General features: G+C 33.0%; 20 protein-coding genes. 8 read left to right on the top strand and 12 right to left on the bottom strand.

The features are described 5' to 3' along the window. Positions 1-9 precede the first annotated feature (9 nt). Together RC62_RS06405 and RC62_RS06400 are read left to right on the top strand one after the other, a co-directional pair. Positions 10-1,350, top strand: coding sequence for a dihydroorotase (locus RC62_RS06405; RefSeq protein ID WP_055093736.1), 1,341 nt, complete (start codon positions 10-12; stop codon positions 1,348-1,350). 9 nt (positions 1,351-1,359) lie between these two features. Further along, a complete protein-coding gene (locus RC62_RS06400; protein WP_055093734.1) occupies positions 1,360-1,839 on the top strand; it encodes a DUF4296 domain-containing protein in 480 nt (159 codons plus the stop codon). 2 nt (positions 1,840-1,841) lie between these two features. Here RC62_RS06400 and RC62_RS06395 read toward each other — a convergent pair whose 3' ends face one another. Continuing rightward, positions 1,842-2,843, bottom strand: a complete 1,002-nt coding sequence (locus RC62_RS06395) for an NAD-dependent epimerase/dehydratase family protein (RefSeq protein WP_055093732.1) — start codon at positions 2,841-2,843, stop codon at positions 1,842-1,844. A gap of 220 nt (positions 2,844-3,063) precedes the next feature. Between RC62_RS06395 and tyrS the strand changes: the two genes are divergently transcribed. Continuing rightward, a complete protein-coding gene (gene tyrS / locus RC62_RS06390) occupies positions 3,064-4,359 on the top strand; it encodes a tyrosine--tRNA ligase (protein WP_055093730.1) in 1,296 nt (431 codons plus the stop codon). A gap of 80 nt (positions 4,360-4,439) precedes the next feature. On the opposite strand, the gene RC62_RS06385 is transcribed toward tyrS, so the two are convergent. The 5 genes from RC62_RS06385 to RC62_RS06365 form a co-directional block, all read right to left on the bottom strand. After that, positions 4,440-6,080, bottom strand: a complete 1,641-nt coding sequence (locus RC62_RS06385; RefSeq protein ID WP_055093728.1) for a T9SS type A sorting domain-containing protein — start codon at positions 6,078-6,080, stop codon at positions 4,440-4,442. 143 nt (positions 6,081-6,223) lie between these two features. Continuing rightward, a complete protein-coding gene (locus RC62_RS06380) occupies positions 6,224-7,204 on the bottom strand; it encodes an acyltransferase (protein WP_055093726.1) in 981 nt (326 codons plus the stop codon). Between the two features lie 136 nt (positions 7,205-7,340). Continuing rightward, positions 7,341-7,685, bottom strand: coding sequence for a T9SS type A sorting domain-containing protein (locus tag RC62_RS06375; protein WP_055093724.1), 345 nt, complete (start codon positions 7,683-7,685; stop codon positions 7,341-7,343). 108 nt (positions 7,686-7,793) lie between these two features. Beyond that, entirely contained in the window at positions 7,794-8,990 is a 1,197-nt protein-coding gene (locus tag RC62_RS06370) for a hypothetical protein (protein ID WP_055093722.1), read from the bottom strand. Positions 8,991-9,213: 223 nt separating this feature from the next. Next, a complete protein-coding gene (locus RC62_RS06365; RefSeq protein ID WP_055093721.1) occupies positions 9,214-11,988 on the bottom strand; it encodes a TonB-dependent receptor in 2,775 nt (924 codons plus the stop codon). A 233-nt stretch (positions 11,989-12,221) separates the two neighbouring features. Between RC62_RS06365 and RC62_RS06360 the strand changes: the two genes are divergently transcribed. From RC62_RS06360 to RC62_RS06350, 3 genes are all read left to right on the top strand, one after another. Then, positions 12,222-12,905: a response regulator transcription factor gene (locus RC62_RS06360; RefSeq protein ID WP_041518469.1), complete on the top strand. Its 684-nt coding sequence runs from the start codon at positions 12,222-12,224 to the stop codon at positions 12,903-12,905. A 196-nt stretch (positions 12,906-13,101) separates the two neighbouring features. Next, on the top strand, positions 13,102-14,187 hold the full coding sequence (locus tag RC62_RS06355; RefSeq protein WP_055093719.1) for a sensor histidine kinase: 1,086 nt from the start codon (positions 13,102-13,104) through the stop codon (positions 14,185-14,187). A gap of 163 nt (positions 14,188-14,350) precedes the next feature. Then, the gene (locus RC62_RS06350) at positions 14,351-15,646 is read left to right on the top strand and encodes a porin (protein ID WP_055093717.1); all 1,296 of its coding nucleotides are present in this window, start codon (positions 14,351-14,353) and stop codon (positions 15,644-15,646) included. 1 nt (position 15,647) lies between these two features. Here RC62_RS06350 and RC62_RS06345 read toward each other — a convergent pair whose 3' ends face one another. From RC62_RS06345 to RC62_RS06325, 6 genes are all read right to left on the bottom strand, one after another. Beyond that, complete coding sequence (locus RC62_RS06345) at positions 15,648-16,718, bottom strand: glycosyltransferase (protein ID WP_055093715.1); 1,071 nt, start codon at positions 16,716-16,718, stop codon at positions 15,648-15,650. Positions 16,719-16,959: 241 nt separating this feature from the next. After that, positions 16,960-17,493 carry a hypothetical protein gene (locus RC62_RS06340; RefSeq protein ID WP_055093713.1) on the bottom strand — a complete coding sequence of 178 codons (534 nt, stop codon included), beginning with the start codon at positions 17,491-17,493 and terminating at the stop codon, positions 16,960-16,962. A gap of 63 nt (positions 17,494-17,556) precedes the next feature. After that, entirely contained in the window at positions 17,557-20,988 is a 3,432-nt protein-coding gene (locus RC62_RS06335; RefSeq protein ID WP_055093711.1) for a hypothetical protein, read from the bottom strand. 101 nt (positions 20,989-21,089) lie between these two features. Then, positions 21,090-21,317: a hypothetical protein gene (locus RC62_RS06330; RefSeq protein WP_055093709.1), complete on the bottom strand. Its 228-nt coding sequence runs from the start codon at positions 21,315-21,317 to the stop codon at positions 21,090-21,092. 86 nt (positions 21,318-21,403) lie between these two features. Then, positions 21,404-21,574: a hypothetical protein gene (locus RC62_RS22840; protein WP_157472390.1), complete on the bottom strand. Its 171-nt coding sequence runs from the start codon at positions 21,572-21,574 to the stop codon at positions 21,404-21,406. A 53-nt stretch (positions 21,575-21,627) separates the two neighbouring features. Further along, a complete protein-coding gene (locus RC62_RS06325; protein ID WP_055093707.1) occupies positions 21,628-21,852 on the bottom strand; it encodes a DUF5808 domain-containing protein in 225 nt (74 codons plus the stop codon). Between the two features lie 338 nt (positions 21,853-22,190). Here RC62_RS06325 and RC62_RS06320 point away from each other — a divergent pair, with 338 nt between their 5' ends. Together RC62_RS06320 and RC62_RS06315 are read left to right on the top strand one after the other, a co-directional pair. Further along, positions 22,191-22,532, top strand: coding sequence for a helix-turn-helix transcriptional regulator (locus RC62_RS06320; protein ID WP_055093706.1), 342 nt, complete (start codon positions 22,191-22,193; stop codon positions 22,530-22,532). Between the two features lie 38 nt (positions 22,533-22,570). Beyond that, positions 22,571-23,632: a helix-turn-helix domain-containing protein gene (locus tag RC62_RS06315; protein ID WP_055093704.1), complete on the top strand. Its 1,062-nt coding sequence runs from the start codon at positions 22,571-22,573 to the stop codon at positions 23,630-23,632. Positions 23,633-23,687: the final 55 nt, after the last annotated feature.

The following is a 23,687-nucleotide window of genomic DNA, read 5'->3' as shown; positions in this document are numbered from 1 at the left end:
ACCACGATGATGAACAGGATTTTAATAAAGAATGCTAAAATTGTAAACGAAGGATCTATTTTTGAAGGAGATGTTTTGATAGAAAACGACTTGATCGTAGAAGTAGCAGACAGCATTAGCTTAAAAACATCCGATTGTAAAGTAATAGATGCTGAAGGAAGTTATTTGATGCCCGGTGCAATCGATGACCAGGTGCATTTTAGAGAACCCGGATTAACGCACAAAGGCGATATAGAATCAGAATCAAGAGCTGCAGTTGCAGGAGGAATTACTTCTTTTATCGAGCAGCCCAACACAGTTCCTAATGCTGTAACTCAGGAAATATTAGAAGATAAATATCAAATTGCAGCAGTAAAATCATTTGCGAATTATTCGTTTATGATGGGGGCAACCAATGATAATCTGGACGAAGTTTTAAAAACCAATCCCAAAAATGTTGCCGGAATCAAGATTTTTCTAGGTTCTTCTACCGGAAATATGTTGGTAGATAATGAAGCGACATTAGAAAAAATATTCTCAAGCACACCCATGTTAATTGCGGTACATTGCGAAGATGAAACGACGATTCAAAATAATCTTGCAGCTTTTAAAGAGCAATATGGAGATGATGTTCCGGTAACGGCGCACCATTTGATTCGTAGTGCAGAAGCTTGTTATATTTCGTCTTCAAAAGCAGTAGCATTGGCCAAAAAAACAGGAGCGCGTTTGCATATTTTTCATCTTTCGACTGCGAAAGAAATGGAATTGTTTACAAATAAAATTCCTTTAGAAGATAAAAAAATTACCGCAGAGGTTTGTGTGCATCATCTTTGGTTTACCGATGAAGATTATAAAACAAAAGGCAATTTCATCAAATGGAATCCTGCTGTTAAAACCGCTGAGGACAGAGCTGAACTTTGGAAAGCTTTAAATGATGGCCGTATTGATGTAATTGCTACAGATCATGCGCCACATACCAAAGAAGAAAAAATGCAGTCGTACCTAAATGCGCCTTCGGGAGGTCCGCTTGTACAACATGCTGTTGTGGCAATGTTTGAAGCACATCATCAGGGAAAAATTACCGTAGAAAAAATCGTAGAGAAAATGTGTCACAATCCGGCTAAAATTTTCAAAATAGAAAAAAGAGGTTTTATAAAAGAGGGTTATTTTGCTGATTTGGTAATTGTAAATCCAAGTTTGCCCTGGAGCGTAAAACCAGAAAATATCCTGGCAAAATGTGGATGGTCACCTTTTGAAAATTATACTTTTAAATCAAGAATTACGCACACCTTTGTGAACGGTGAATTGGTTTATAATAATTTTAAAGTAAAAGACGTCCGTAACGGAAAAAGATTATTGTTTGATAGATAAAAAGCTGAAATGAAGAATTTAGTAATAATAGTATTGGTTTTGTTTCTTTCTGTAAGTTGTAAAAAAGAGTTGGTCAAACAACCTGCAAAGCTTATTGAGAAAGGAAAGATGATTGATATTATGTATGATTTGTCTCTTTTGGATGCGATGAAATATCAAAATCCGTTATCATTGGATTCAACAGAAACTGATCCTACTAAATTTATTCTCAAAAAATATAAAGTAGACAGCCTGCAGTTTGCACAAAGTAATATGTACTATGCAACTGACTATGAATCTTACAAAGAAATGTTTGATGAGATAAGCAAGCGATTGGCAGTGAATCAAAGAGCAACAGATTCAATAGTTAAAATTGAAGATAAAAAAGCAGCCAAAGAGAAGAAAAACAAACCTAAAGATTCTATTAAAGAGGCTGTTAAGAAACCGTTGAAGCAACAAGTAAATATCGACTCGATAAAACAATTAATACAATCAAGAAAGAAGAAGTAGTTTTATAACTTCGAAACGTCTTTTATATATTGATGTACATCTAGAAAAACCGTTCCAAGAGCGGTTTTTATTTTTTCATTTGAATACAGATTTTTAGAATAAGAGGCTTTTGCTGTTGCCTTGGTAATACTTCTTTTCTGAAAAAATAAGGTAGAGAAAATGGCATCTGCAATCCAAAGAAAATTCATCAATAAAGGTTTAGCATGAATTCCCGGTTTTTTTACTTTTAAGGTATCGGCAATTGTATTTAATATATCTCTAAAAATAATGTTATCTGCAATTAGTGTAAAGCGTTCATTTTTGATAGTGCTTTTCATTAATTCATGTGCAATTCTGACTACATCAGTTATGGCTATAAATCCGGTGTTTCCAAGCGTATAAAACGAAAGTCCGTTCGCCACTTTTTGATACAATTCGCTGCTTCCTTGTTCGAAAATTTTTGTTTTAGGAATAGGTCCTAAAATCACGCCCGGATTTATAATAATTACATTAAGTCCTTCCTGAAGTCCACGCCATACTTCCATTTCGGCGCCATATTTAGAAATAGCGTAATCGCTGTGAGGTTTTTCAGGATTCCAGTCTGTTTCTTCTGTAATATACGTTTCATGTGGTGCAATATCTCCTAAAGCCGCAATAGAACTTACAAAGCAAAATTTCTTTATTTCTTTGGCAATAGAAAAATTTACCATATTAGCGGTTCCTTCAATATTGGTTTTTCGAAGAGAATCTTCATCTTTGGGATCAAAGGAAATTAAAGCTGCGCAATGATAAACGTAGTCAATATTGATAAAAGCATTTTCTAAAGACGGAACATCTAAAATATCAGCTTCAAGCCAATTTATTTTTTCGAATAAATCTCCTTTTTTATACAATTCAAAAACCGATTTTGTTTTTTGAATGTTGTTTTGGTTTCGATAAATAGCCCGGACATTTTCTCCATTTTCAATTAAATGAAGCAATAAATGTGCGCCAACTAAACCTGTTCCTCCAGTTACTAATACCATTTTGTAAAGATAACTTTTTGCTTGAAAGGTGCAAAGCGACAAAGCGACAAAGTTGCAAAGGTTTTTTTATAAAGGTCAAAGTTGCAAAGGCTCAAAGGCACAAAGTAAGTATAGCATTTTTGATTGCTTTGATTCTTTGTGCTTTTGTAGCAATCTGTTTGTGTAAACCGTTTTGATATTGCAGTTGACAATCCCTATATTTGCACAAATTATTTTAAAAATGAAGAATCTAGTTGAAGAATTAAAGTGGCGAGGGTTATATCATGATAGCATGCCAGGAACGGAAGAACAATTGCTTAAAGAAGTAACTACGGCATATATAGGTTTTGATCCAACGGCAGATTCACTACATATTGGTAGTATGGTTCAGATTATTTTATTGGTTCATTTAAAGAATTTTGGTCATCAGCCTATTGCTTTGGTTGGTGGTGCAACCGGAATGATTGGTGATCCATCCGGGAAATCTGACGAAAGAAATTTGCTGAACGAAGAAACTTTGGCTAAAAATGTTGCGGGAATAAAAAGTGTTTTGTCTCGTTTCTTAGACTTTAATTCAAAAGATGCAAATGCTCCGGTGATGGTGAACAACTATGACTGGATGAAAGAATTCTCGTTTATTGATTTTGCCCGTGAAGTTGGAAAACGAATCACAGTAAATTATATGATGGCGAAGGATTCAGTTAAAAAGAGATTTGCCGGAGAAGGCGAAGGAATGTCTTTTACAGAGTTTACGTATCAGTTAATTCAGGGTTACGATTTTTATCATTTATATAAAAACAACAATTGCGTTCTGCAAATGGGAGGTTCTGACCAATGGGGTAATATTACCACAGGTACAGAATTAGTGCGCAGAATGGGAGGAGAAAATGCTAAAGCTTTTGCTTTGACAACGCCTTTGATTACAAAAGCAGACGGTTCTAAATTTGGTAAATCTGAAGGTGGAAATGTTTGGTTGGATGCAGACAAAACTTCAGTTTACAAATTTTACCAATTTTGGGTAAACGCAACTGATGTTGATGCTGAAAAATATATTAAAATCTTTACTTTTTTAGATAAAGAAACAATTGATGCCTTAATCGAAGAGCATAAAACAGCTCCGCATTTAAGAGTTCTGCAAAAGAAACTGGCTGAAGAAATCACGATTTTTGTTCACTCTGAAGAAGAATTGGAGAAAGCAATTCAGGCTTCGAATATTTTGTTTGGAAATTCTACTGCAGATGATTTGAAGAAATTGGATGAAACTACTTTTTTAGAAGTTTTTGATGGAGTTCCTCAAGCTGAAATTGTAAAAGCAGATTTAGAAAACGGATTGGATATTGTTGCTGTTTTGAATGAAAAAACAGGTTTTTTTAAATCAAACGGAGAAGCAAGAAGAGCTTTGACAGCTAATTCTATTTCTGTAAACAGAGAAAAAATAAAAGAAGATTTTGTGCTAACTGCAAATGATTTGATCAATAATCAGTTTGTATTGTTACAAAGCGGAAAGAAAAATTACTTTGTAATAAGAGTGGTTTAATTCATGTTTTGAACTTCTAATTGAAAGTTATAAAAAAAGCATCAGCGTAAGCTGATGCTTTTTCTTTTTAGTGAGTGTTTTTATTTAACAACTTTTCGGGTTTCATTCTTAGATTTAATGATGTAAATCCCGCTTTTTAATGATTCTAATGATTTGTTTTCTTCTTCTTTAGAGCTAACTTTTTTGGTTAAAACTTTTTGCCCTTCAAAATTGTAAACATTTATGGAATAAGGTTGTATGTTGTCTTCAACATTTAAATCAGACTGAACAGTTTTTGCGAAAGGGTTAACAAAAGTAACTGGTATAACTGTTATGTTATTATTTTCATTTGATTCGGTATTTGTTTTAGAGTCGTCAACCGACATAAGAATGTTTCGATTTCCAGTAACTGTTAAGCCGCCAAAATCAGAAGAGAAAATTGATTTAGATACTGTAATTGAACTTCCTGGGTTTATTGCAGCTATTGAAACACTGCTTGATGTAGATTTTATATCTGCTGTATCAAGAATACCATCAGTTGATAAATAAAACTGAAGTGTTGCAGGGGCTGATTTAGTGCTTCCTATATTTTTAATAGTTATTGCTTGTAAGTTAAGAATTCCAGATTGATTATTTATCGTGTGTCTTTTATTTCCTAAATCACTTAGTGCCGCACTACACTCAAAGCAATTACTAAAAACAATCGTATTGGCTGGATCAATAACTAAGTCTGGTTTTCCGGTTGGTGTTGTTGTCTGATTGATAGTAAATGACGATAAAGATGAAATTACATTATTACTGTTGTTTATGTCTTCACTATTAGTTAATTGGATAATTACATAATAAGTACCACTGCTAATATTTGCAGGAATAATTATGGATGGAACGCTATATTTGATTTCATTAGGATTTAGTGGATCTATAGTAACATCTTTGATTAATGTATCATCAGCGCTTAGAATAGAATTGCCTTTAGAAAAGTAAATTAAGCAATGAGATGGTGTAAAAGCTCTGCCTCCTATATTTTTTATAGAATATATTACACTAGCATTAGCTCCGCTGGTGGTAGTTGTACCTCCAAAGTCTGTTGCTGTAGCTTGTAAGTCTGGTTTTGGACAATTTAATGCAGCAGGAGAAAAAACGGCATTAGCAATTGTAGGATCAAATTCATAGTCAGCATCTCCATTTTCAGGACTTGAACCATCTATCAAATAATAATTTGGGCCCTTCCCAAAATCCATAAAATATGCACTGCCTACAATTAAAGATTGTGTTATTTTAATGTTTACTTTTTCTCTGGTCGTATTAGCTGTTAAATTTGCGCAATAGTTATTTTGTGCTTCTTCTAAAGTTGAACCCAATAAAATTGGTCTTATATATTTCCAAGATAAAGAGTTGCACAAATCAGTAATTGGAGCTCCAAAATTAGGAGGAGTATCAATTTCGTCGCCCTTGTCAGTTCCTGCATCTCCAGCATAAGTTACTTTGTAGTATCTTGTACCAAAGTTTCCGTAATTTAATCCTAAATCTGCCTTGTAAATTTTCCCAACTTCCAATTTGAAATTTTGTCTTAAATTTACTTCTCTTATGCCTACTGGAGAATAATGATGGGTACATTCGACGGCAATGGCCCATTCTATAGTAGGACCTAAATCTTGTAGTTCGTGATATCTGTAATTCGGATTTTGTGACCAGCTTATAAAGGTCAAAAAAGTAAACAGTACTAAAGTAATTTTTCTCATAATTTTTATATTTAAAAAGTTACTTTAAAAGTATATTTTAAACATAAGTGTAGTATTTTTTCTACATTAATTATAAGTTATGAAATTGTGTATATTCTTACATTAAGATAATTGCAATAAATGCATTTTATTATGATAACGAGTTACAATACCATCAAATTACAGCCACGAATATCAGAATTATCAAAACGTCCCAATACCTCGAAAGAGTTGTTGAGATTTTTTTTGCCTAAATCCTGTGTGGCGATAAAAGAACAAGAATTAATGTTGGCTAAATCAATTACATTGATTCCTCCGGTTTTTCCGTTTTTGACATAAGTAAGAGCATCTTCAGGATCACGAATTAAAATGTGCATCCATGACGGACATTCGAAAACTCCTTCACCTAAAGAATAAGCTTGTCCTAATAGTTCGGTCATGCCATATTCAGAATGAATTGCTGTAACTCCAAAACCTTTGCAGAGTTGTTCGTGTAATTCTTCGCGAATCATTTCTTTACGTTTACCTTTCATTCCTCCAGTTTCCATAATAATGGTGTTTTGAAGGTTGAATTGATGTTTTTCAATCAAATCTAATAAAGCATAAGTTACGCCAATTAAAATCACATTTTGACCAGATGCATCTAATGCTGTCAATTTTTTAATTAAGTCATCATGGTTGTGCAAATAAAACCCACTATCCGGCTGATTGGATAGTTTTATTAAATCTTCGACCATATAAATAAGCGAAGACCCATCACGTTCGAGATAGGACGGCAAAAGAGCTAAAACAACATAATCTTCGATATTGCCATAGAATTGAGAAAAACCGTTGCGGTAACTTTCCTCATATAGGGAAACATCGGTCACTATATGTCGGCTTGTGATCATTCCAGTTGTTCCGCTGCTCGTAAAAGTAACCTGAGCCGGATCATTATTAGAAACTACATTATGGCTTTTGAAAAACTGAATAGGTAAAAACGGAATTTGTTCCAGTGATTTTACCTGTTGTGGATTGACTTTTAAGAAATCACAGAAATCCCTATATACGATGTTGTTCTCATGTTGAAAACGAAATACTTTTAAGGCTATTTTTTCAAATTGTTTTTGACTCGAAATCGTAAATATATCGTTGGCTGTGATCAAAACTTTTTTTTTGCAAAGATATTGTTTTTAGTTTTCAGTAGTAGTTTTCAGTCACAGTTTTTGGCATGTAGTGAAACTGAAAACTGAGACTGGGACTGAAAATAAAAAAGCTCCTGAAAAGGAGCTTTTTTATGTTTTATCGAATGATGAGCTTTCGGGTTGCAGAAGCATTTTCTTCGCTTATTTTGATGATGTAAACACCGGGAACAAGATCTGAAACATTTAGTTCTCTTGAACTTAAATGTGCCTGAAGTACTTTTTTGCCCAGGACATCAAAGACTATTATTTCTTTTTCTAAATCATTTTTAGAGGAGATGTATACTTTTCCGCTCGTAACCGGATTAGGGTACAAGCTTAAACCCTCAATAGTAGATGTAGTTGCATCTTGAGGTTTTGGTAATTGCTTGCTCTCCTGTGCCGAAACACTTAGAGTAAAGAAAAAAGCCAATAAGAGTGTAATATAAAAGTAGTTTTTTACCATCGCATTATTTTGATTAATGTAAATATACAAAAAAAAATTACAAAAACTACGCCAAAAAAAAACATCCTAAATATTTAGGATGTTTTTAACATTTTATGTGTGAAGTGATTAGAAACCAACTGACCAGCTAGCAGCCCATGTTGGAGCTAAAACTCCGTTTCCAGCACCAGTTGCAGTAGCTGATTCTGTAAATACAGCAGATACATCAGCAGTTACTCCAGATGTAGCAGGAGCTACAGCAGTTTTCTTTCCTTTAGATTTTGCAGGTACATCAGTAACAAATAATACGTTTGATACTTTTAAAGCTGTTCCAACGAAAGCAATAGTTTCGTCATTTTCAACATCAATACCAGTTGCCCAAGAGCTTAAAACTACATTTGAGATGATTCCTTTAGTTCCTCTTCTTAATTTGATAGCTTGGTTTTCAGCAAAGTTAGCAACAGCTGCAGTGCTTCCAGGTCCAACAAGAGTTAAATTTGTGATAGTAGGGTTAGCGATTGGAGTGAAAGCATATCCGAATTCGAAGTTATCAGCTTCAATTCCTCTGTTTCCTTTTCCAAAATCTAATTTACCATACCAGTTAGTATTTGTTCCATTCCATCCTTCAGTCCAGTCAAACTGATCATCTTCGTTACCGATAGAGATTAAGTTTGTAGTGTTTACAGATCCTCCGAAGAATTCAAATCCGTCATCAGCACCGTGGTAAGCTTCTACGTTTTCAACAACTGTTCCAGAACCTACTCCAAAGAATGAAATACCATTAAATTCTTTTTCAGAGTTGAAAGCAGCTCCAGCGTACTCAATTCTTAAATACTTGATAGATCCTGAGTTATCAGCAGAGTTAGTTCCTCCGTAAGTTAATTCAGCAACTTCAGATGTAGCTGTACTAGCACCACCACTTACACGGTTGATTGGCGCTTTACCACAAATTACTAAACCACCCCATTTACCAGCTTCTTTTACAGTAGCGGTCATGATAACTGGCTTTGCAGCTGTACCGTTTACGTTGATTTTTCCTCCTTGTGCGATTGCTATATAAGATGCAGTTCCGCCTGTACCTTCAATAGTTGTTCCAGCAGGAATTGTTAGAGTTGCTCCGTTTTCTACTTTTATTGCACCTGTCAATTTGTATGTTTTAGATGCATCAAGTACTACCTCACCATCAGCGATAGTTCCTTTAAAGTTAGCAGCATCAGCAACAAATGTTGAAGTTGGTGCTTTTTTATCGTCATCACTAGAACAGCTTGTAAGCAAACCTCCTGATAAAGCAATAACTGTAACGAAATTTAAAATTGATTTTTTCATAATCGTTTTAATAATTTTTTTTGTGTTTAATTTCTTGTTGCAAAGATGGATTAGAAATCTTTTTTAGATGTTAAGTAACTGTGATTGTTAGTTTAATAAAAAGTAGTTTTTACATTAAGTAAACGTTAACTGCTTAACATGTGATTTAAAATGTAAAAACATTCCATAAAAAAAAGACAGCCATAAAGCTGTCTTTTTTTACTAATTCAAAATATCTGTTTATTTAGAACTCATAGCTAAATTGTAAGCTTAAGTTTAAACCTTTTTTGTAACTCAAAACATTTACATCTCCGGATTGGTTTTCCTGAACTCTGTTTACAGTTGGGTCAAGAATGTTTTTTACCACTAAACCAAGACCGTAGTTTTTACTTAATTTAGATTTTGCAATAAAATCTAATGAACCAACAGCTTTATCAACTAAGTCACCTTTTTCAAGTGTACCAATTGCATTTACTCGGTCAGAGAAATAGTTGTATGCTAAGGTTGTAGTAAGGTTGCTGTTTTTGTCATTCCATTCGTTATAGAAAGATATATCAGCATTTAATAATAAAGGAGAAGCTCCTGTAAATTTACCTGTTTTATTCGTAAAAGTAGTTGGACGTGTTCCGTTAGTTTCTTCAAGAACTTTTTCGTCATTTAACTCTTGTTTACTGTATAAATAGGACGCATTAAGACCTCCTGTTAATCTTTTTGTGTTTTCGCTGTCAAAATTAAAAAGTACTTTTTTGTATTCTAATTCAGCTCCTGCCACATAACCATAATCTCCTGAGTTTACATAAGAGATATCATTTGTAGATGAGTTGATGATAACTTCATTGATTGGGTTCAAAATATATTTACCAAATGCAGTTAGAGAAACAACTTCATCACTTTGTGGGAACATCTCCCATTTTAAATCTAAGTTATAATCATCTGAAGCATATAAAAACGGGTTACCAACTTTAGCTTGTAAAAATTCCTCATAAATAAAAGGAGATCTTTCTTTGAACTGAGGTAATGTATATGTCTTGCTGAATCCTAAACGTAAATTTTGTTTTTCATTAAGTTCGTATTTTAAAACTAAACTTGGTAAGAAAGCTGTTTTTTCTAATTTATCGCTTCCTCCGTCAGGATCTAACTGTGTGCTCCATTCAACATTTTGAGTAATAACTTCCGCTCTTAATCCTAAAACTGCAGTAAGTTTAGTGTTGAATTTATATTCAGTATTTAAAAATCCACCGTTAATAGTTAAATCTCCACCATAAGTTTGTGGGTCAAGTGCATTTGAAACTTCCGGACCTCCACGGAAAGTAGAAATTGTGAAGAAGTTGTTTGCGAAATTCTGTTGGTTGTAAAATAAATCCAGATTATTTGGGTCAACAATGTCACCAGTATGAGAAACAGGAGATGTAGTTGTTTTAAGATTAAATTGAGTTGCCTCAAAATCTCTGTTTTTAAATCTTCCGTTATACCCTACAGTAAACTTTCCTTTGTAATCTCCTTCGTCATTTTTGTTAAACTTATAATTTACAGATAAGTTTGCCGCTAATTCATTTTCTTTCAGCTCCTGAAAATAATGGTTATTATTTGGTGCAGACTGAGAGTTGATTACATAAGCACCATCAATTTTATTCAATGTATTGTAAGTTCTGTCCGGAATACTTTGGTTTACTATGTTGTAAGAACCTCCCCAGTTAAGAGTGCTTCTGTCGCTTAATTTATGTTCACCTAATAATTGGTTTACCCATAAATCAGTTTTTTCATATTCATTTCTACGAATGTACCCGTTTCCGTCATTTGCTAAATCAACAATATATCCTGATGATTCTTCTTTCTTTTGTGCAGATGTGTTAATGTACAAAGAGTTGAAGTTGATTTTGTTATTGTTGTTGATTTTGTATCCTGCATTAAACATCCCTGTTGTATTTGTGCTGTATGCCAGGTATTTGTAATCTAAGTCTTTTCCGGCAACACCAGCAGCATTTACACTTCCTTTTGCAGTTCCGTTTGTTCTTGAAGAGTAGTCGTTAGTGAAAGAAGCAGTTCCAAAAATGTTGATTTTTCCTTCTTCTCCAACATTAAAGGTATCACCGCCCGAAATTCCTAGTGAACCGGCAAGAGGTGTTTTCTTTTCAAATTGAAGCGTGTTAAATCCATATTGATTAAGCGGATTGTTTGGAATTTCAGCTTTGCTAAATCCAAAAGCATTTGGACCTTTTTGTAATGTAAAGTTGTTTTCTCCAACAGCATTTGTGTTTATTTTTGATTCAGCATCGATTTTGAAAAAACCGTTTCCTTTGTAGTCTTTAGAAACAATATCAACGTTACCTCCGGCAAAATCTCCAAAAAACTTACCATTATAAACCTTATCAATAGATACGAATTCAATAATGTCGGTAGAGAAAATATCTAAATTAATGTTTTTCTTTTCAGGATCGTTAGATGGTATTGGTAAACCATTCATAGTAGTAGAGTTGTAGCGGTCTCCTAAACCTCTTACAAAAATGTTACCAGTACCTTCTTGTTTCGTAATACCTGTAGTTTTTACAACAGCATTGGCAACATCACTAACTCCTTTTTTAGAAAGTTCTTGTGCTCCAATAGATTGTTTAATATCTACTGCATTTTTTTGTTCTAAAAGCAGGGCAGATTCTTTTTGTCTGTTTACTGCTGAAGATTTTACAACAACATCCTTAAGAGTATATCCTCCTGATGAAAGCACCTGATTAACAGTAATGGTTTCATTTGCTTTAACAGTTACTGGTTGTTCTACAGACTCATATCCAACGAAACTAAAAATAATAATATAATTTCCCGGATTTACATTCAACGAATATTTTCCGTCGATGTCAGTGTTTGCGCTAATATTTGTACCTTTAAGTAAAACATTAGCAAATGGTAAAACTTCATTGTTAGTTTCTTTGTCGGTTAAAACGCCAGAAATTGTACCTTTGTTCTGAGCGATAGAAATCGTGCAGATAAATAATGCAATAAATAGAAATTTTAAATTGAATTTCATTTCAGTGTTGTGTTTAATTTATTTTTGTGCAAAGAAAGAACCGTCTTGTAAAGTTCATGTTACGCACTTGTTATGTTTTTGTGTTCTCAAGATTATCAAATTGTTACCAGATTAAATTACCGTTAACCGCAATTTTTAACGGTTATTTTGTTAGTATATTTACGCTGTGAAATAAAAAACATCGAATATTTAATGAAGAAAATTTGATGTAAAAATCTCAATTTTTGCTATTTATGAAAAAAACACAAACCAAGATTTTATTAGTTGACGATGAACCAGATATCTTAGAAATCGTTGGCTATAACCTTGCTCAGGAAGGCTATCAGATTGTTACTGCTTCAAACGGAAAAGAAGCAATAGCAAAGGCTCAGAAAGAATTGCCGGACTTAATTATTATGGATGTAATGATGGCTGAAATGGACGGAATGGAAGCTTGCGAACACATCAGAAAAATTCCTGAATTAAATAATGTTATCATAACATTCCTTACTGCCAGAAGCGAAGATTACTCACAAGTTGCTGGTTTTGATGCAGGTGCAGATGATTATATCACCAAGCCAATAAAACCAAAATTATTGGTCAGTAAAGTAAAGGCTTTGTTAAGAAGGTTAAAAGAACAAGAAGTTGTTAGTGATACCCTGAATGTAGGCGGAATAGAGATTAACAGAGAAGAATACAAAATTATTAAAGGCAATGTTGAAATTGCTTTGCCAAGAAAAGAATTCGAATTGTTTTATTTACTGGCTTCAAAACCCGGAAAAGTTTTTAAAAGAGACGAAATCCTGGATAAAGTTTGGGGTAATGAAGTTGTAGTAGGAGGAAGAACAATCGATGTTCACATTAGAAAGTTACGCGAAAAAATAGGAGAAGACCTTTTTAAAACCATAAAAGGTGTAGGTTATAAATTTGAGGTATAACATCCTGTAAAATTCGAACCATATAAGTGAGTGATATAAGTTCATTTAATTTGTTTCGCAATTTTTAAAAATTAGTATATTTAGCACATGTAAACATAGCGTTTACATGTGCTAAGTCATTTATAGTCAAAAGTAAAATGAACTTATATCACTTATATGGTGAAAAAAAGTAATTTCTTAAAAGTTCAATAATTCAATGAAAATTAATTTTAAAAAAACATACAAATTTGCTGTCAAGTCGGCATTATATATAAGTCTTTTCGGAACAGGATTTGTACTGATTCTGATGAATTTATTCTATAAAAATCAGCTGAAACATCAAGTTGCATTTGGAATAATTTTTATTATTTCGATTTATATTTTCTCATTTTTAGTTTTACAATATCGGGTAGAACGCTTTATTTACAGAAGAGTAAAAAAAATCTACGATGAGGTTTCTTTATTAGAATCTACAACTCTTATCAATCAGCCCATAACTACCGATATGGAAACTCTTTCACGCGAAGTAAAAAAGTTTGCTACAGATAAAAAGCTGGAAATCGAAATGCTGGAAATCAGGGAGCAATATCGTAGAGAATTTTTGGGTAACGTTTCACATGAACTTAAAACGCCTTTGTTTACTGTTCAGGGTTATGTTTCTACTTTGCTTGATGGCGCAATGGATGATAAAACCATTCGAAAAAAATATCTGAAACGTGCTGAAAAAGGAGTAGAAAGATTAATTTATATCGTCGAGGATCTTGATATGATTACCAAATTAGAATCTGGTGATCTGGATTTAATGATTACCGATTTTGATATTGTTGAATTGATTCAGAATGTTTTTGATCTTCTGGAAATGAAAGCCGACAAAAAGAAAATTAAACTGGCTTTTGAAAGCAAAAATGTACAGTCGGTTATTGTGCGTGGCGATCAGGACAGAATTCAGCAAGTTCTCGAAAACCTGATTGTAAACTCTATTAAATATGGTAAAGACGGCGGTTTAACCGAAGTTGGTGTTGTGAACCTGACCAAGAAAAAAGTCTTAATCAGAATTAGTGATAATGGAGAAGGAGTTGAAAAACAAAATATCCCAAGACTTTTTGAACGTTTTTACAGAGTTGATAAAAGCGGAACCCGATCAGAAGGTGGTTCAGGTCTTGGATTGGCCATTGTAAAACATATTATCGAAGCGCATAAAGAAAAAGTATATGTAGAAAGTGAATTCGGTATTGGTTCTGAATTCTCATTTACACTTGAAAAAGCATTAAAAGCACAAAAACCTGAGGTTAAAAAATTGTAAGCAGATTTTAATAAATTGCCGTAAAAGATGGCTTTTTAACAATAAATCAAGATACAGCAAAACCTCATAACATTAAATTTTTATTATAGTAACATCTTGTTAATGATTTCTTAACATAGGTGAGTCATCTTTGTACCCTGAAATTAAGGGAACTAAAGAAATAATGATAAAAAGAAAAATAGCTGTCATATTATTACTGATAAGTTTTGCAGCAAATGCGCAGGATCTGAATAAACAGGATGTAAAAAACGAAGTAATGCGTATTTTAGATTCTATCAATAAAGCAAAGCTTCCAGATACTAAATCTGGCGGAGGAGTTGAAGAACACTGGTATGACAAAATATCTTTAAGAGGTTATGCACAAATACGCTACAACGGTCTTTTCTCTACAAATGATAAAGTTTCCTGTGAACAATGTGATAAATCCTGGGGAACAACTTCAACAGCACCAGATGCACAAGCAAATAACGGACTATTTATTCGTCGTGCACGTTTAGTGTTTTCAGGTCAGGTTCACCCAAATGTCTTTTTCTATTTTCAGCCTGATTTCGCCAGTTCGCCAAGTACCGGAATTCAGAATTTTGTTCAGATTCGTGATTTATACTTTGATCTTTCTTTTGATAAGAAAAGAGAATACCGCGTTCGTGTGGGGCAAAGTAAAATTCCGTATGGTTTCGAAAATATGCAATCCAGTTCGCAGCGTTTAGCTTTAGACCGTAATGATGCAATGAATAGCGCGATCTTAAATGAGCGTGATTTAGGTATATTCTTTTATTGGGCTCCAGCCGAAATTAGAGAGCGTTTTGCTATGCTGGTAAAAGACGGTTACAAAGGTTCAGGTGATTATGGAGTTTTTGCTTTTGGAGTTTACAACGGTCAAATTGCCAATAAACTTGACGGAAACCGTGATTTGAATGTGGTAGCAAGATTAACCTATCCGTTTGTTATTGGCAGTCAGATTATCGAACCCGGAATTCAGGCTTATACCGGAAAATGGGCTTTTACCGGCGAAATTTCGTCAGGAGTAAAAGTAGACGATCCTCAATATGTAAAAGATCAAAGAGTAGGGGCAACTTTTGTATTGTATCCCAGGCCTTTCGGGATTCAGACCGAGTATAACATTGGTACAGGACCACGATATAATACAGTAACAAATACAGTTGATGAAACAGATCTAAACGGAGGTTATGTTTTATTGAACTACAAATTAGACATCAAAAAGCAACATATCTATCCTTTTGCTAAATTTCAATATTATGACGGAGGAAAAAAATACGAAAAAGACGCAAGAAGTTATGTCGTTAGAGATTATGAAATTGGTATAGAATGGCAACCACTGAAAGCTTTTGAGCTTACAGCAGAATATGTTATTGCTGATCGTACTTTTGAGGACAGTTTACTTCCCGTCAACCGTCAGCAGGGTAACTTATTAAGATTGCAAGCGCAGTTTAATTTCTAGATTAATCCTCGAAAACACTAAATAAAGAATCCCAGTCTATATCTTCGTTAAACTGAGTTAAGCCTTTAAACGACTTTACTTTTGAAAGATCTTCAATGGTAAAGTCGTCTTGCATTGCATACGGTACAAGATTTTCCTGTTGTAGTTTTACCGCGAGGTATTCTTGCTCATATTGTCCCGGAGTAGGAATAAAAAAGGCTTTTTTGCCTAGTTTTGCCAAATCCATTACCGTTGTATACCCGGAACGGCATAAAACAAAATCACTTTCATTAAAAGTTTGTTCCAGTTGTTTTGAGTTCATAAAATTATAATAGGTCACATTTCCGGCTTGCCATTTAGTTTGTGCTTTCTCTACAATACCTTGTACAAAAACAACTTTACCTTTATAATCAGCAACTTCTTTTTGTAATTTCTCGTCTAAAAAAGTGCGTTGAGGTTCCGGTCCGGATAAAATGATCATCAAATCATATAGCTTTGGCGTTTCCTTTTTACGCATTCTGCTTAAAGGACCAATATATTTAAGATTAAGATCAGTTGTTTTGAGATGACCCAGTTCTCCCGTTAAATTTATCGCTTCGTTAGTATCAGGAACCCAGCATTCAGTATACTTTTTTATAACATGCTGATGACATTTACTGGTAAACCAAGTTGTGTTTCCCGTCATTACATTCAATTGATGCGTCATAAAAACAGAAGGGATTTTTTTGCTGAAAACACCTAATCTATTATCAGAAATGATTCCGTCGATTCCGTGTTTTTTGATCCAGCTTTTTACCATTTTTTTCTCATCCAGGATAGCGACAATCATTTTAGGTAAATTCTTAATCAGTTTCCATTTAAAGTTCTTACCGTTCTTTGCATATTCAATATGATAAGAAGGAAGTTCAAGAGTTTGAATATATGGAAATTCTTTTCGCAATAATGCCAATGCAACACCATCAGAGGCTATTATGGGGATAAAATTATTTTCCTGAAGCGCTTTTATAATTGGGATACATCTTGTGGCGTGGCCTAGTCCCCAGTTTAATGGAGCAACTAAAATTGTTTTGTTCGCAGAATAGTCAATGCTCATAGTTTAACGCTTTTTAAAAACGAAGATAGAGAAATATGTTTTTTATGTTATTTCGCACATATTACTAAATTATTAACTCTATATTCTTGTCTAAGCCAAGTAATCCGTTAAAAAATAAAAATAAAATTAATCTTCAAAAAGTAAAGTTACTTATATGTTAAGTAATGTTTCATTTTTTTAAAGAACTTGCATAAAAAAAGGAACTAGTAAATAGTTCCTTTTGTATTGTTGCAAAATTATTTTAGTCTTGTATATACGTTTTATTTCCATTTTTGTTAATGTAGTATTTACCACCTTTTGGCCCCGTATATACTTTTTTCCCGTTATATTCTCCGGTAACTTTATCAGCTACTTTTGGAGCTTTTTCGGTAGTTTCTTTTAATGTTTTAGTAGTTGTTTTTTTAGCTGTAGCATCTTTTTTGGCTGCTGCGTCTGCTTTCTTTACGTCAGCTTTTGCACCATCTGCTGCTGCAGTTGCTTTTTTAGAGGCTTTTGCAGCATCACTTTTAGCTTTTGCAGCATCTTTATCAGCTGCTTTTTTAGTTGCTGAAGCACTTTCTTTTTTTGCTGCGGTCGAAGCATCAGTAGCTTCTTTTGCTGCTTTTTTTGATTTTGCAGCTTCTTTTTTCGCATCAGATGCCGCTTTGTCAGCAGTTGCTTTTTTCTTTTTGGCAGCAGTTTCGGTTTTGCTTTTTGACTCCTTTGCAGTTGTTTCCTGAGCATAGAAACTAGAAGAAAAAACAACCATAAAACAAAGTAATAATAATTTTTTCATAGGGTTACGAGTTTAAATTTCAATTAAAATTAATCAATTTATTAATACGTTTTTCGTAAACTGTTAAAAATAAGCACGAAGCTGTACATTGCCCGTGTGAACTACAGATCCAGTCTCACTTTTTCGTCCCTGATAATTTAAATTTACATCCAGAAACTGGGTTAGATTTTTCTGTAAAAGCAATTTCCAGACTAAATTTTGTCCTTGCTGAAGTCCTTCAAGCATCTGAAAACCTACTGATGAAAATTCATTTCCTGTAAACTTATTTTGGTAAAAAGAGAATTCTCCATTTAGGGTTACTTTTTTCTCTCCCGCAAAGGAAAAAGAAGTTCCAAGTCTGTTTTGAACTAAAGTATCTAAATTTCCAATCTGATTTTCTTTGTTCTGAAATTCATAAAAGAAATCTAAACTTGTATTTTTTGAAAACAAATAACTGATTTTTGGTGCAACCTGATATCCATTCAAATCGTAGTTTTTCTCTTCAAAATCTTCAGAAATCAAATTGGTTTTAATGGTTTTCGTGAAAAAGTTAAATAACCAGCTTTTTTGATACAAATGAGTGTATTGCAATTGATTCGAGCTGTTTGTGATATTTTGTGACCCAATTGAAAGTAGATTTTTTCCTTTATTTATAAGATAAGTATAGGTTACGGAATGTTTCTGTTTTCCGCGGTTATAGTATAAACTGTTTCTAAAACTGGAATTTAGTCCTAAAATATTTTCTTGTGATGAATCAAACGGATTTAGTTCTAAACGCTCTCCCCGGCTTTTTACCTTTCGATCCATAATAAAAGAAGTCTGGTTGTAAAAGTAAGAAGCGATTTTCCTGAAACCGGTTTCATTTTGCCATTGCAGCGGATTTAAAGCAACAGATTGCGAAAATTTATTTTGGTTGGTTTTAATATAAACCTGATTGGGTAAAAAGATCCTGACATATCTGGCCTGATCCGGAAAAGCTGCAATTTCAAATTCTTCTAATTCCTGAATTCCGTTGCCATTATAATCATTCCAGGTATAAACACCTTGTCCTGTAGGGACTTCAATATAAGTAAACTCTTGTTGAGCAATAGTTCCCGAGCTGGTTTCGTAAGCTGTTCCTATTTGCATGAATTGGTTAAAAAAACGATCGTTATATAAAACTCTTGAATTTAGTGAAGGTTCATTTTTTCGTGATGAATCTGTAAAATCTAAATTGCGATAACTGGCATAAACTGCTAAATCTGTTGTTTTGTTCTGGATCAGTTTCGACTTTAAATAATAGGTTTGCGAATTGTTTACGTGTTGCAATAATCCGTTTTGCAAACTGTCATTTCGACGTTGCAGGTATCCAATTTCTACAAACACTTTTGTACTGTCACCCCGACCAATAAAAGTGCCATATTCTGAAAATCTTTGGCTTAAAGCCGAAAAAGCATTGGTCACTTTATCCCTTTGCTGATTGTTCTCGATTTGCATACTGGCACCAATCCAGTTTTTGCCAAAATGATATTTAGTACGGGTTTGGTTTCTGATAAATTTTGAAGTCGAACTCGTAGCATCACTATTTAGATAACTGCCTTGGTTTTCGATTGTCCATTTCTTTAGTTTAAAAAAAGCAGTTGTGGTATGTCTGATTCCGGAATAACTTTCGGTATAATCCAATTTTTCAAACTGATAAGTAAATAAACCAATATTTGAAGTCTCCTTTTTAGCAAATAGATCAAAATTTAATCCTGTCATTAATAAACTTTGATTGCCTAAAAGGGTTTCATTTAAATTCCAATCCCTATTAAATTCTATATTATACAAACGCTCGACAGATCTGAAATCTTCCTGCACAAATTGGTAATTTGCAAAAGCATCTAAAGTCCATTCTCTGGTAAAAAGACGTTTTTTTACATTGGTCTTGAGTGCAATTCCATCATTGTCGCTGTCATCAATTTTCGAAAATAAATTTTTATCATTATTACTTACCGCTATTTCAAAGTCAACAAGGGTTTTCTCATTGGGGTTATATTTCCCTAAAAAAGTAGCGACCTGCAGTTTTATTGGGGCAACTAGATTTACAATAGGCTCATAATTTCCTTGTAAAACGCCATTAATTGGCGCGGTATATTCATAAATACGTTCTACTGAATTGTTGTTCTGTATACTATAATTTCCGGCATTATTACCTACAAGACTAAATTTTACATTGTACAAGACATTACCTGGATCATTAGAATATTCGTATGCCTCAACAGAATTGACCAGTATTTTTTTATATAAAATTTTATTATCTGCATAAGTGTCTTCATATGCTGATGGCGCTTTCATTAAATCAGGATTATCTCCGGCCTGGTTTAAAATCTGAACTTGTTCTGTAGAAAGATTTTGCTGCAGCGGTTGGTTTTTCATATCATTTTCAGAATAGATATAACCGCCAAAGCTCCAATTTTTATTTTCATGTGTTGCGCCCGCATAGGTAACCAATCTATTATAGTTTCGTTCAGAATATTGGTATTCAACATTAATACGCATTTCAGAAGTAATAGTAAAAAGAGAGGTAAAAGTGATTTCTCCGGCATTATAATCGATGACATAATCGTTGTTTTCGCCACGTTTTAGCAAAACACCATTTACATAAACACGCTCAGATCCTGAAATTACCAGTACATATAATTCACCATTTTGGCCTTTTAATTTATAAGGTCCCTGATTGCCTTCCTGACCGGTAAAAGTACTTTTGGCATATTGGCCTTTTACAAAAGCAACAGAAGCAAAAATATTGGTTTTGCTCTCGTCATCACCAAAATTGAAACTGGTAGAAAGTCCTTGTACTTTTTTATTGAAATTTAAAAATTGAGTTTTTCTGTTTTCCAAAAAAACATCACCGGCACGAATATTCCAGTCATCGCTAAAAAGTTCCATGAAAATATTATCGAACTGATCGAGTTTTTGAGAATATCCTCCGTCTTGCAACGGGATATTATTGTCCTGAAGGGAAGCACGTAAACTAATTTTATCAGATATTTTTCCGGTAATCTGAAGATCTAAATTCGAATTTAAAACTGTGTTTTGATTGTTTCCAACAGTTACACCGCGAGTGATACTTCCAGAAGTATTTAAACCATCAAACGGAGTAACTTTTTTAGTATTGGTGTTTTCTATTTTGTACAATTTCTCAGAACCTACATCATTCGTAACTACTTGATTGGATTTGTACAGGCTGTATTCTTTAGTTATAAAATCCGGATATCTTAAATAATTTACAATCAGGGTATCTGATGATAAAGCTAATTGTTCCTTTAAAATCAAAGTTCCTTTTTCAAAATCAATTTTATAAAAAGTAGAATCCAGCGGTTCATTTTTAGTATTTAGAATTTCGAAAAAGCTGGAATTTATGCTGAATTCTTCAATATGGATAGTATCACGCGTTGCAATTACTTTTTTGGTTTTGTACGATGAGTCCGTTTCCTGCGCCTGAAGCCCGGAATACCAGATGAAAACCGTTAAAAACAGTAATTTTTTCAACATAAATACTTTAACTCTAAAAAATCAAAAGTAGTATTTATAATTGGTAAATGTTGCGCAGCATATTTTAGTTTTATTAGGTAATTAGATACCCTTAAAGCTGACTATCTGGAATATTTTATCAAAATTAGAATTATTGCAATCAATAATAAAATTATAATGCTGTAACTAGGATCTGCATAATTAGCGTGCCAGCCAAATTGTTTTATTTTTTTGGGAAAATAGGATCTCTTATCTTTTCGATTATAATAAAACATTCCCCAAATCCAATTATTTGGGTCGTTTTCCCATTCGTTTTGAGTTTCATGGCTTGGTTCATCATCATTTTTCATGATTATAAAGTATTGATGTTGATGTGTTTGTCTTTGAACTAAAGTAAATTTAATTAAATATTTTTAATTGAGGAATGTTACATGTTTTATCTTCCGTTTTTTATTTGGGTAAACATAGAGACCGAAATAAAAAAAGCCAATGCCATCGAAGTTCCCATTTTTATCATATTACCGCTATGGTTTGGGTTGTAAAAAAAGTAGGCTAAATAAATACAGCTAATAATAGCGATGCTATATTTGAAAATAAAAAATTTCATGTTTTCAATGAATAAATTAGTTGGAAGAATTACTTGTTTTTTAAACTTGATTGCTAAAGATGTGCTGCAACTATAAGAATAATTGCAATGACAACTAATACTAAAAATACTGAATTAGGATTCGCAAAATTAATTGTCCATCCCAGTTTCTTTATTCTTTTAGAAGGAAACAATCTGGTGTCTTTTGGGTTGTAATAGAAAATTCCCCAAATCCAATTATTGGGATTGTTGTTCCATTCATTTTTAGTTTCTTCGGAGGGGTCGTTATTAAAATTCATTATTTTGTAGGTTTAAAATATGTTTCTTTCTAATAATTGTGACAGATATTTTTAGGGATATCTTTTGCTGAATCGATATCCTAGCACTACAATTATTATAAAAAGGGAAAGAAGCAAAGCAGAATGGGTCATTTTTGGTTTTTTTTTATTTGAGAGAAAATATTTATTGTTTTTTTGGGCATGCCTAAATTACTGTTTTGTAAGCGTTTGTATTATGTGATTATCGGGTATTTTTAATAAGAAATGTATTAGCTATTTTTTTATTTAAAAAAATATCTGATTTTTGTGAGTATATATTTATAAAACATCTTTCTTGTTTTATAAAAACTTTATCAATTATGAATGTTATTGTAGGCAATAAGTTAAAAATACTTCGGAAAAATAAAAAAATGTCACAAGAAGAAGTGGCAGATTATCTTGATATATCACAATCTGCATATGCCAGAATGGAAAGTGGTGAAAGTCATTCCTGGGCCAGTCATATTTTAAGAATCTGTAAAATTTTTGGTATAACTCCGGATGAATTATTAAAGTTAGAAGTTAATAATAAGGAAATATCTTCCGGGCAAATCTTCAATCAACTGTCTGATACTGTAATAGAGCAGTACGAAGAAAGAATACGTGAATTAAAAAAAGTAATTAAGGATTTGAAGGAGGATAAAAAATCGTTAAAGTCATAATTTTTTTTAGCTTTGTGAGAATAAAACTAACTTAAATTATGGATACCAGTAAAGAACTCTTATTCTTTTTTAGCGCATTAGGAGTTTTTAACGGAATTATTTTAAGTGTGTATTTTTTCTTTTTTACCAAAAAAAAGTTCCTGACCAATTATTTTTTGGGTGCATTATTATTTGCACTAAGCATCAGAATTGGAAAATCGGTGTTTGTGTATTTTAATCCCACGTTGCCAAAAATGTATTTGCAATTTGGACTTACAGCTTGCTTTTTTATTGGTCCTTTTTTATATTATTTCCTGAAATCAGCCGTTGCTGAAATTAATTTAATGCCCAAATCCTGGAAACTTAGCCTTTTATTCTGGGCTTTATTTATAGGTACAATTGGATTTTTATATCCTTATGAATATTATCCGGAACTGTGGACACAGTATTTTATAAAAGCGATTTATTTTCAATGGTTTGTGTATATTATTTTTTCCGGGTTTACCATTAAAGACATTCTACAAAAAATCATAAGTAAAAAACACAAAGCAACTCCGGCAGAAATGTGGTTCGGGATGCTTTTTCTGGGCAATTTCCTTTTATTCTTTTTTTATTTTCTTGCGATAATGCGCGCTCCGGCCGCCACTTATATTAGTGGGGCAATTGTTTTTTCGATTATGTTCTATTTAATTATTTCTATCCTTTTATACCGTAAAAAAACCGATGATTTGTTTTTATTAAACGGATCAAAGAATTCCGGTAAAAAAATAGAGGCAACCGAAGCGGAAATTTTTACACAAAAACTCGAAAGTCTAATGAATGAAAAGGCTTTGTATAAAAATCCCAATCTTACATTGCACGACTTGTCTAAAGAAATAAATATTTCAAGTCATCAATTATCCCAACTTTTAAATAATAATTTGGGTAAGAACTTTACCAGTTTTGTAAATGAATTTAGAATAAAAGAAGCTTGCGAAATTATAACTTCAAATGATAAACTTACTTTAGAATCTATTGGCTACGATGTAGGTTTTAATTCTAAATCGACATTTTTTGCAGCCTTTAAAAAACATACCGGAACTACACCTTTAAATTATCAACATCAGGCGTTACAGGCTTAAACCTTAGTATGAATTTATAAATTCGTACTCCTGATTTCTGTTTCGATTACTTCAT

The organism is Flavobacterium aquidurense, from assembly GCF_001404985.1.
Lineage (GTDB): Bacteria > Bacteroidota > Bacteroidia > Flavobacteriales > Flavobacteriaceae > Flavobacterium > Flavobacterium aquidurense_B.
Note: the sequence above shows the minus strand (reverse complement) of the source record. Positions and strands in the feature narration are given on the sequence as shown.

Excerpts from the sequence above, each read along its gene's own strand:
- RC62_RS06400 (WP_055093734.1), top strand. The coding sequence starts at position 1,360 with ATGAAGAATTTAGTAATAATAGTATTGGTTTTGTTTCTTTCTGTAAGT.
- RC62_RS06370 (WP_055093722.1), bottom strand. The coding sequence starts at position 8,990 with ATGAAAAAATCAATTTTAAATTTCGTTACAGTTATTGCTTTATCAGGA.
- RC62_RS06325 (WP_055093707.1), bottom strand. The coding sequence starts at position 21,852 with ATGAATTTTAATAACGACCCCTCCGAAGAAACTAAAAATGAATGGAAC.
- RC62_RS06360 (WP_041518469.1), top strand. The coding sequence starts at position 12,222 with ATGAAAAAAACACAAACCAAGATTTTATTAGTTGACGATGAACCAGAT.
- RC62_RS06335 (WP_055093711.1), bottom strand. The coding sequence starts at position 20,988 with ATGTTGAAAAAATTACTGTTTTTAACGGTTTTCATCTGGTATTCCGGG.
- RC62_RS06395 (WP_055093732.1), bottom strand. The coding sequence starts at position 2,843 with ATGGTATTAGTAACTGGAGGAACAGGTTTAGTTGGCGCACATTTATTG.
- RC62_RS06405 (WP_055093736.1), top strand. The coding sequence starts at position 10 with ATGAACAGGATTTTAATAAAGAATGCTAAAATTGTAAACGAAGGATCT.
- RC62_RS06340 (WP_055093713.1), bottom strand. The coding sequence starts at position 17,493 with ATGAAAAAATTATTATTACTTTGTTTTATGGTTGTTTTTTCTTCTAGT.
- RC62_RS06355 (WP_055093719.1), top strand. The coding sequence starts at position 13,102 with ATGAAAATTAATTTTAAAAAAACATACAAATTTGCTGTCAAGTCGGCA.
- RC62_RS06320 (WP_055093706.1), top strand. The coding sequence starts at position 22,191 with ATGAATGTTATTGTAGGCAATAAGTTAAAAATACTTCGGAAAAATAAA.
- RC62_RS06315 (WP_055093704.1), top strand. The coding sequence starts at position 22,571 with ATGGATACCAGTAAAGAACTCTTATTCTTTTTTAGCGCATTAGGAGTT.
- RC62_RS06330 (WP_055093709.1), bottom strand. The coding sequence starts at position 21,317 with ATGAAAAATGATGATGAACCAAGCCATGAAACTCAAAACGAATGGGAA.
- RC62_RS06345 (WP_055093715.1), bottom strand. The coding sequence starts at position 16,718 with ATGAGCATTGACTATTCTGCGAACAAAACAATTTTAGTTGCTCCATTA.
- RC62_RS06350 (WP_055093717.1), top strand. The coding sequence starts at position 14,351 with ATGATAAAAAGAAAAATAGCTGTCATATTATTACTGATAAGTTTTGCA.
- RC62_RS06365 (WP_055093721.1), bottom strand. The coding sequence starts at position 11,988 with ATGAAATTCAATTTAAAATTTCTATTTATTGCATTATTTATCTGCACG.
- tyrS (WP_055093730.1), top strand. The coding sequence starts at position 3,064 with ATGAAGAATCTAGTTGAAGAATTAAAGTGGCGAGGGTTATATCATGAT.
- RC62_RS22840 (WP_157472390.1), bottom strand. The coding sequence starts at position 21,574 with ATGAAATTTTTTATTTTCAAATATAGCATCGCTATTATTAGCTGTATT.
- RC62_RS06375 (WP_055093724.1), bottom strand. The coding sequence starts at position 7,685 with ATGGTAAAAAACTACTTTTATATTACACTCTTATTGGCTTTTTTCTTT.
- RC62_RS06385 (WP_055093728.1), bottom strand. The coding sequence starts at position 6,080 with ATGAGAAAAATTACTTTAGTACTGTTTACTTTTTTGACCTTTATAAGC.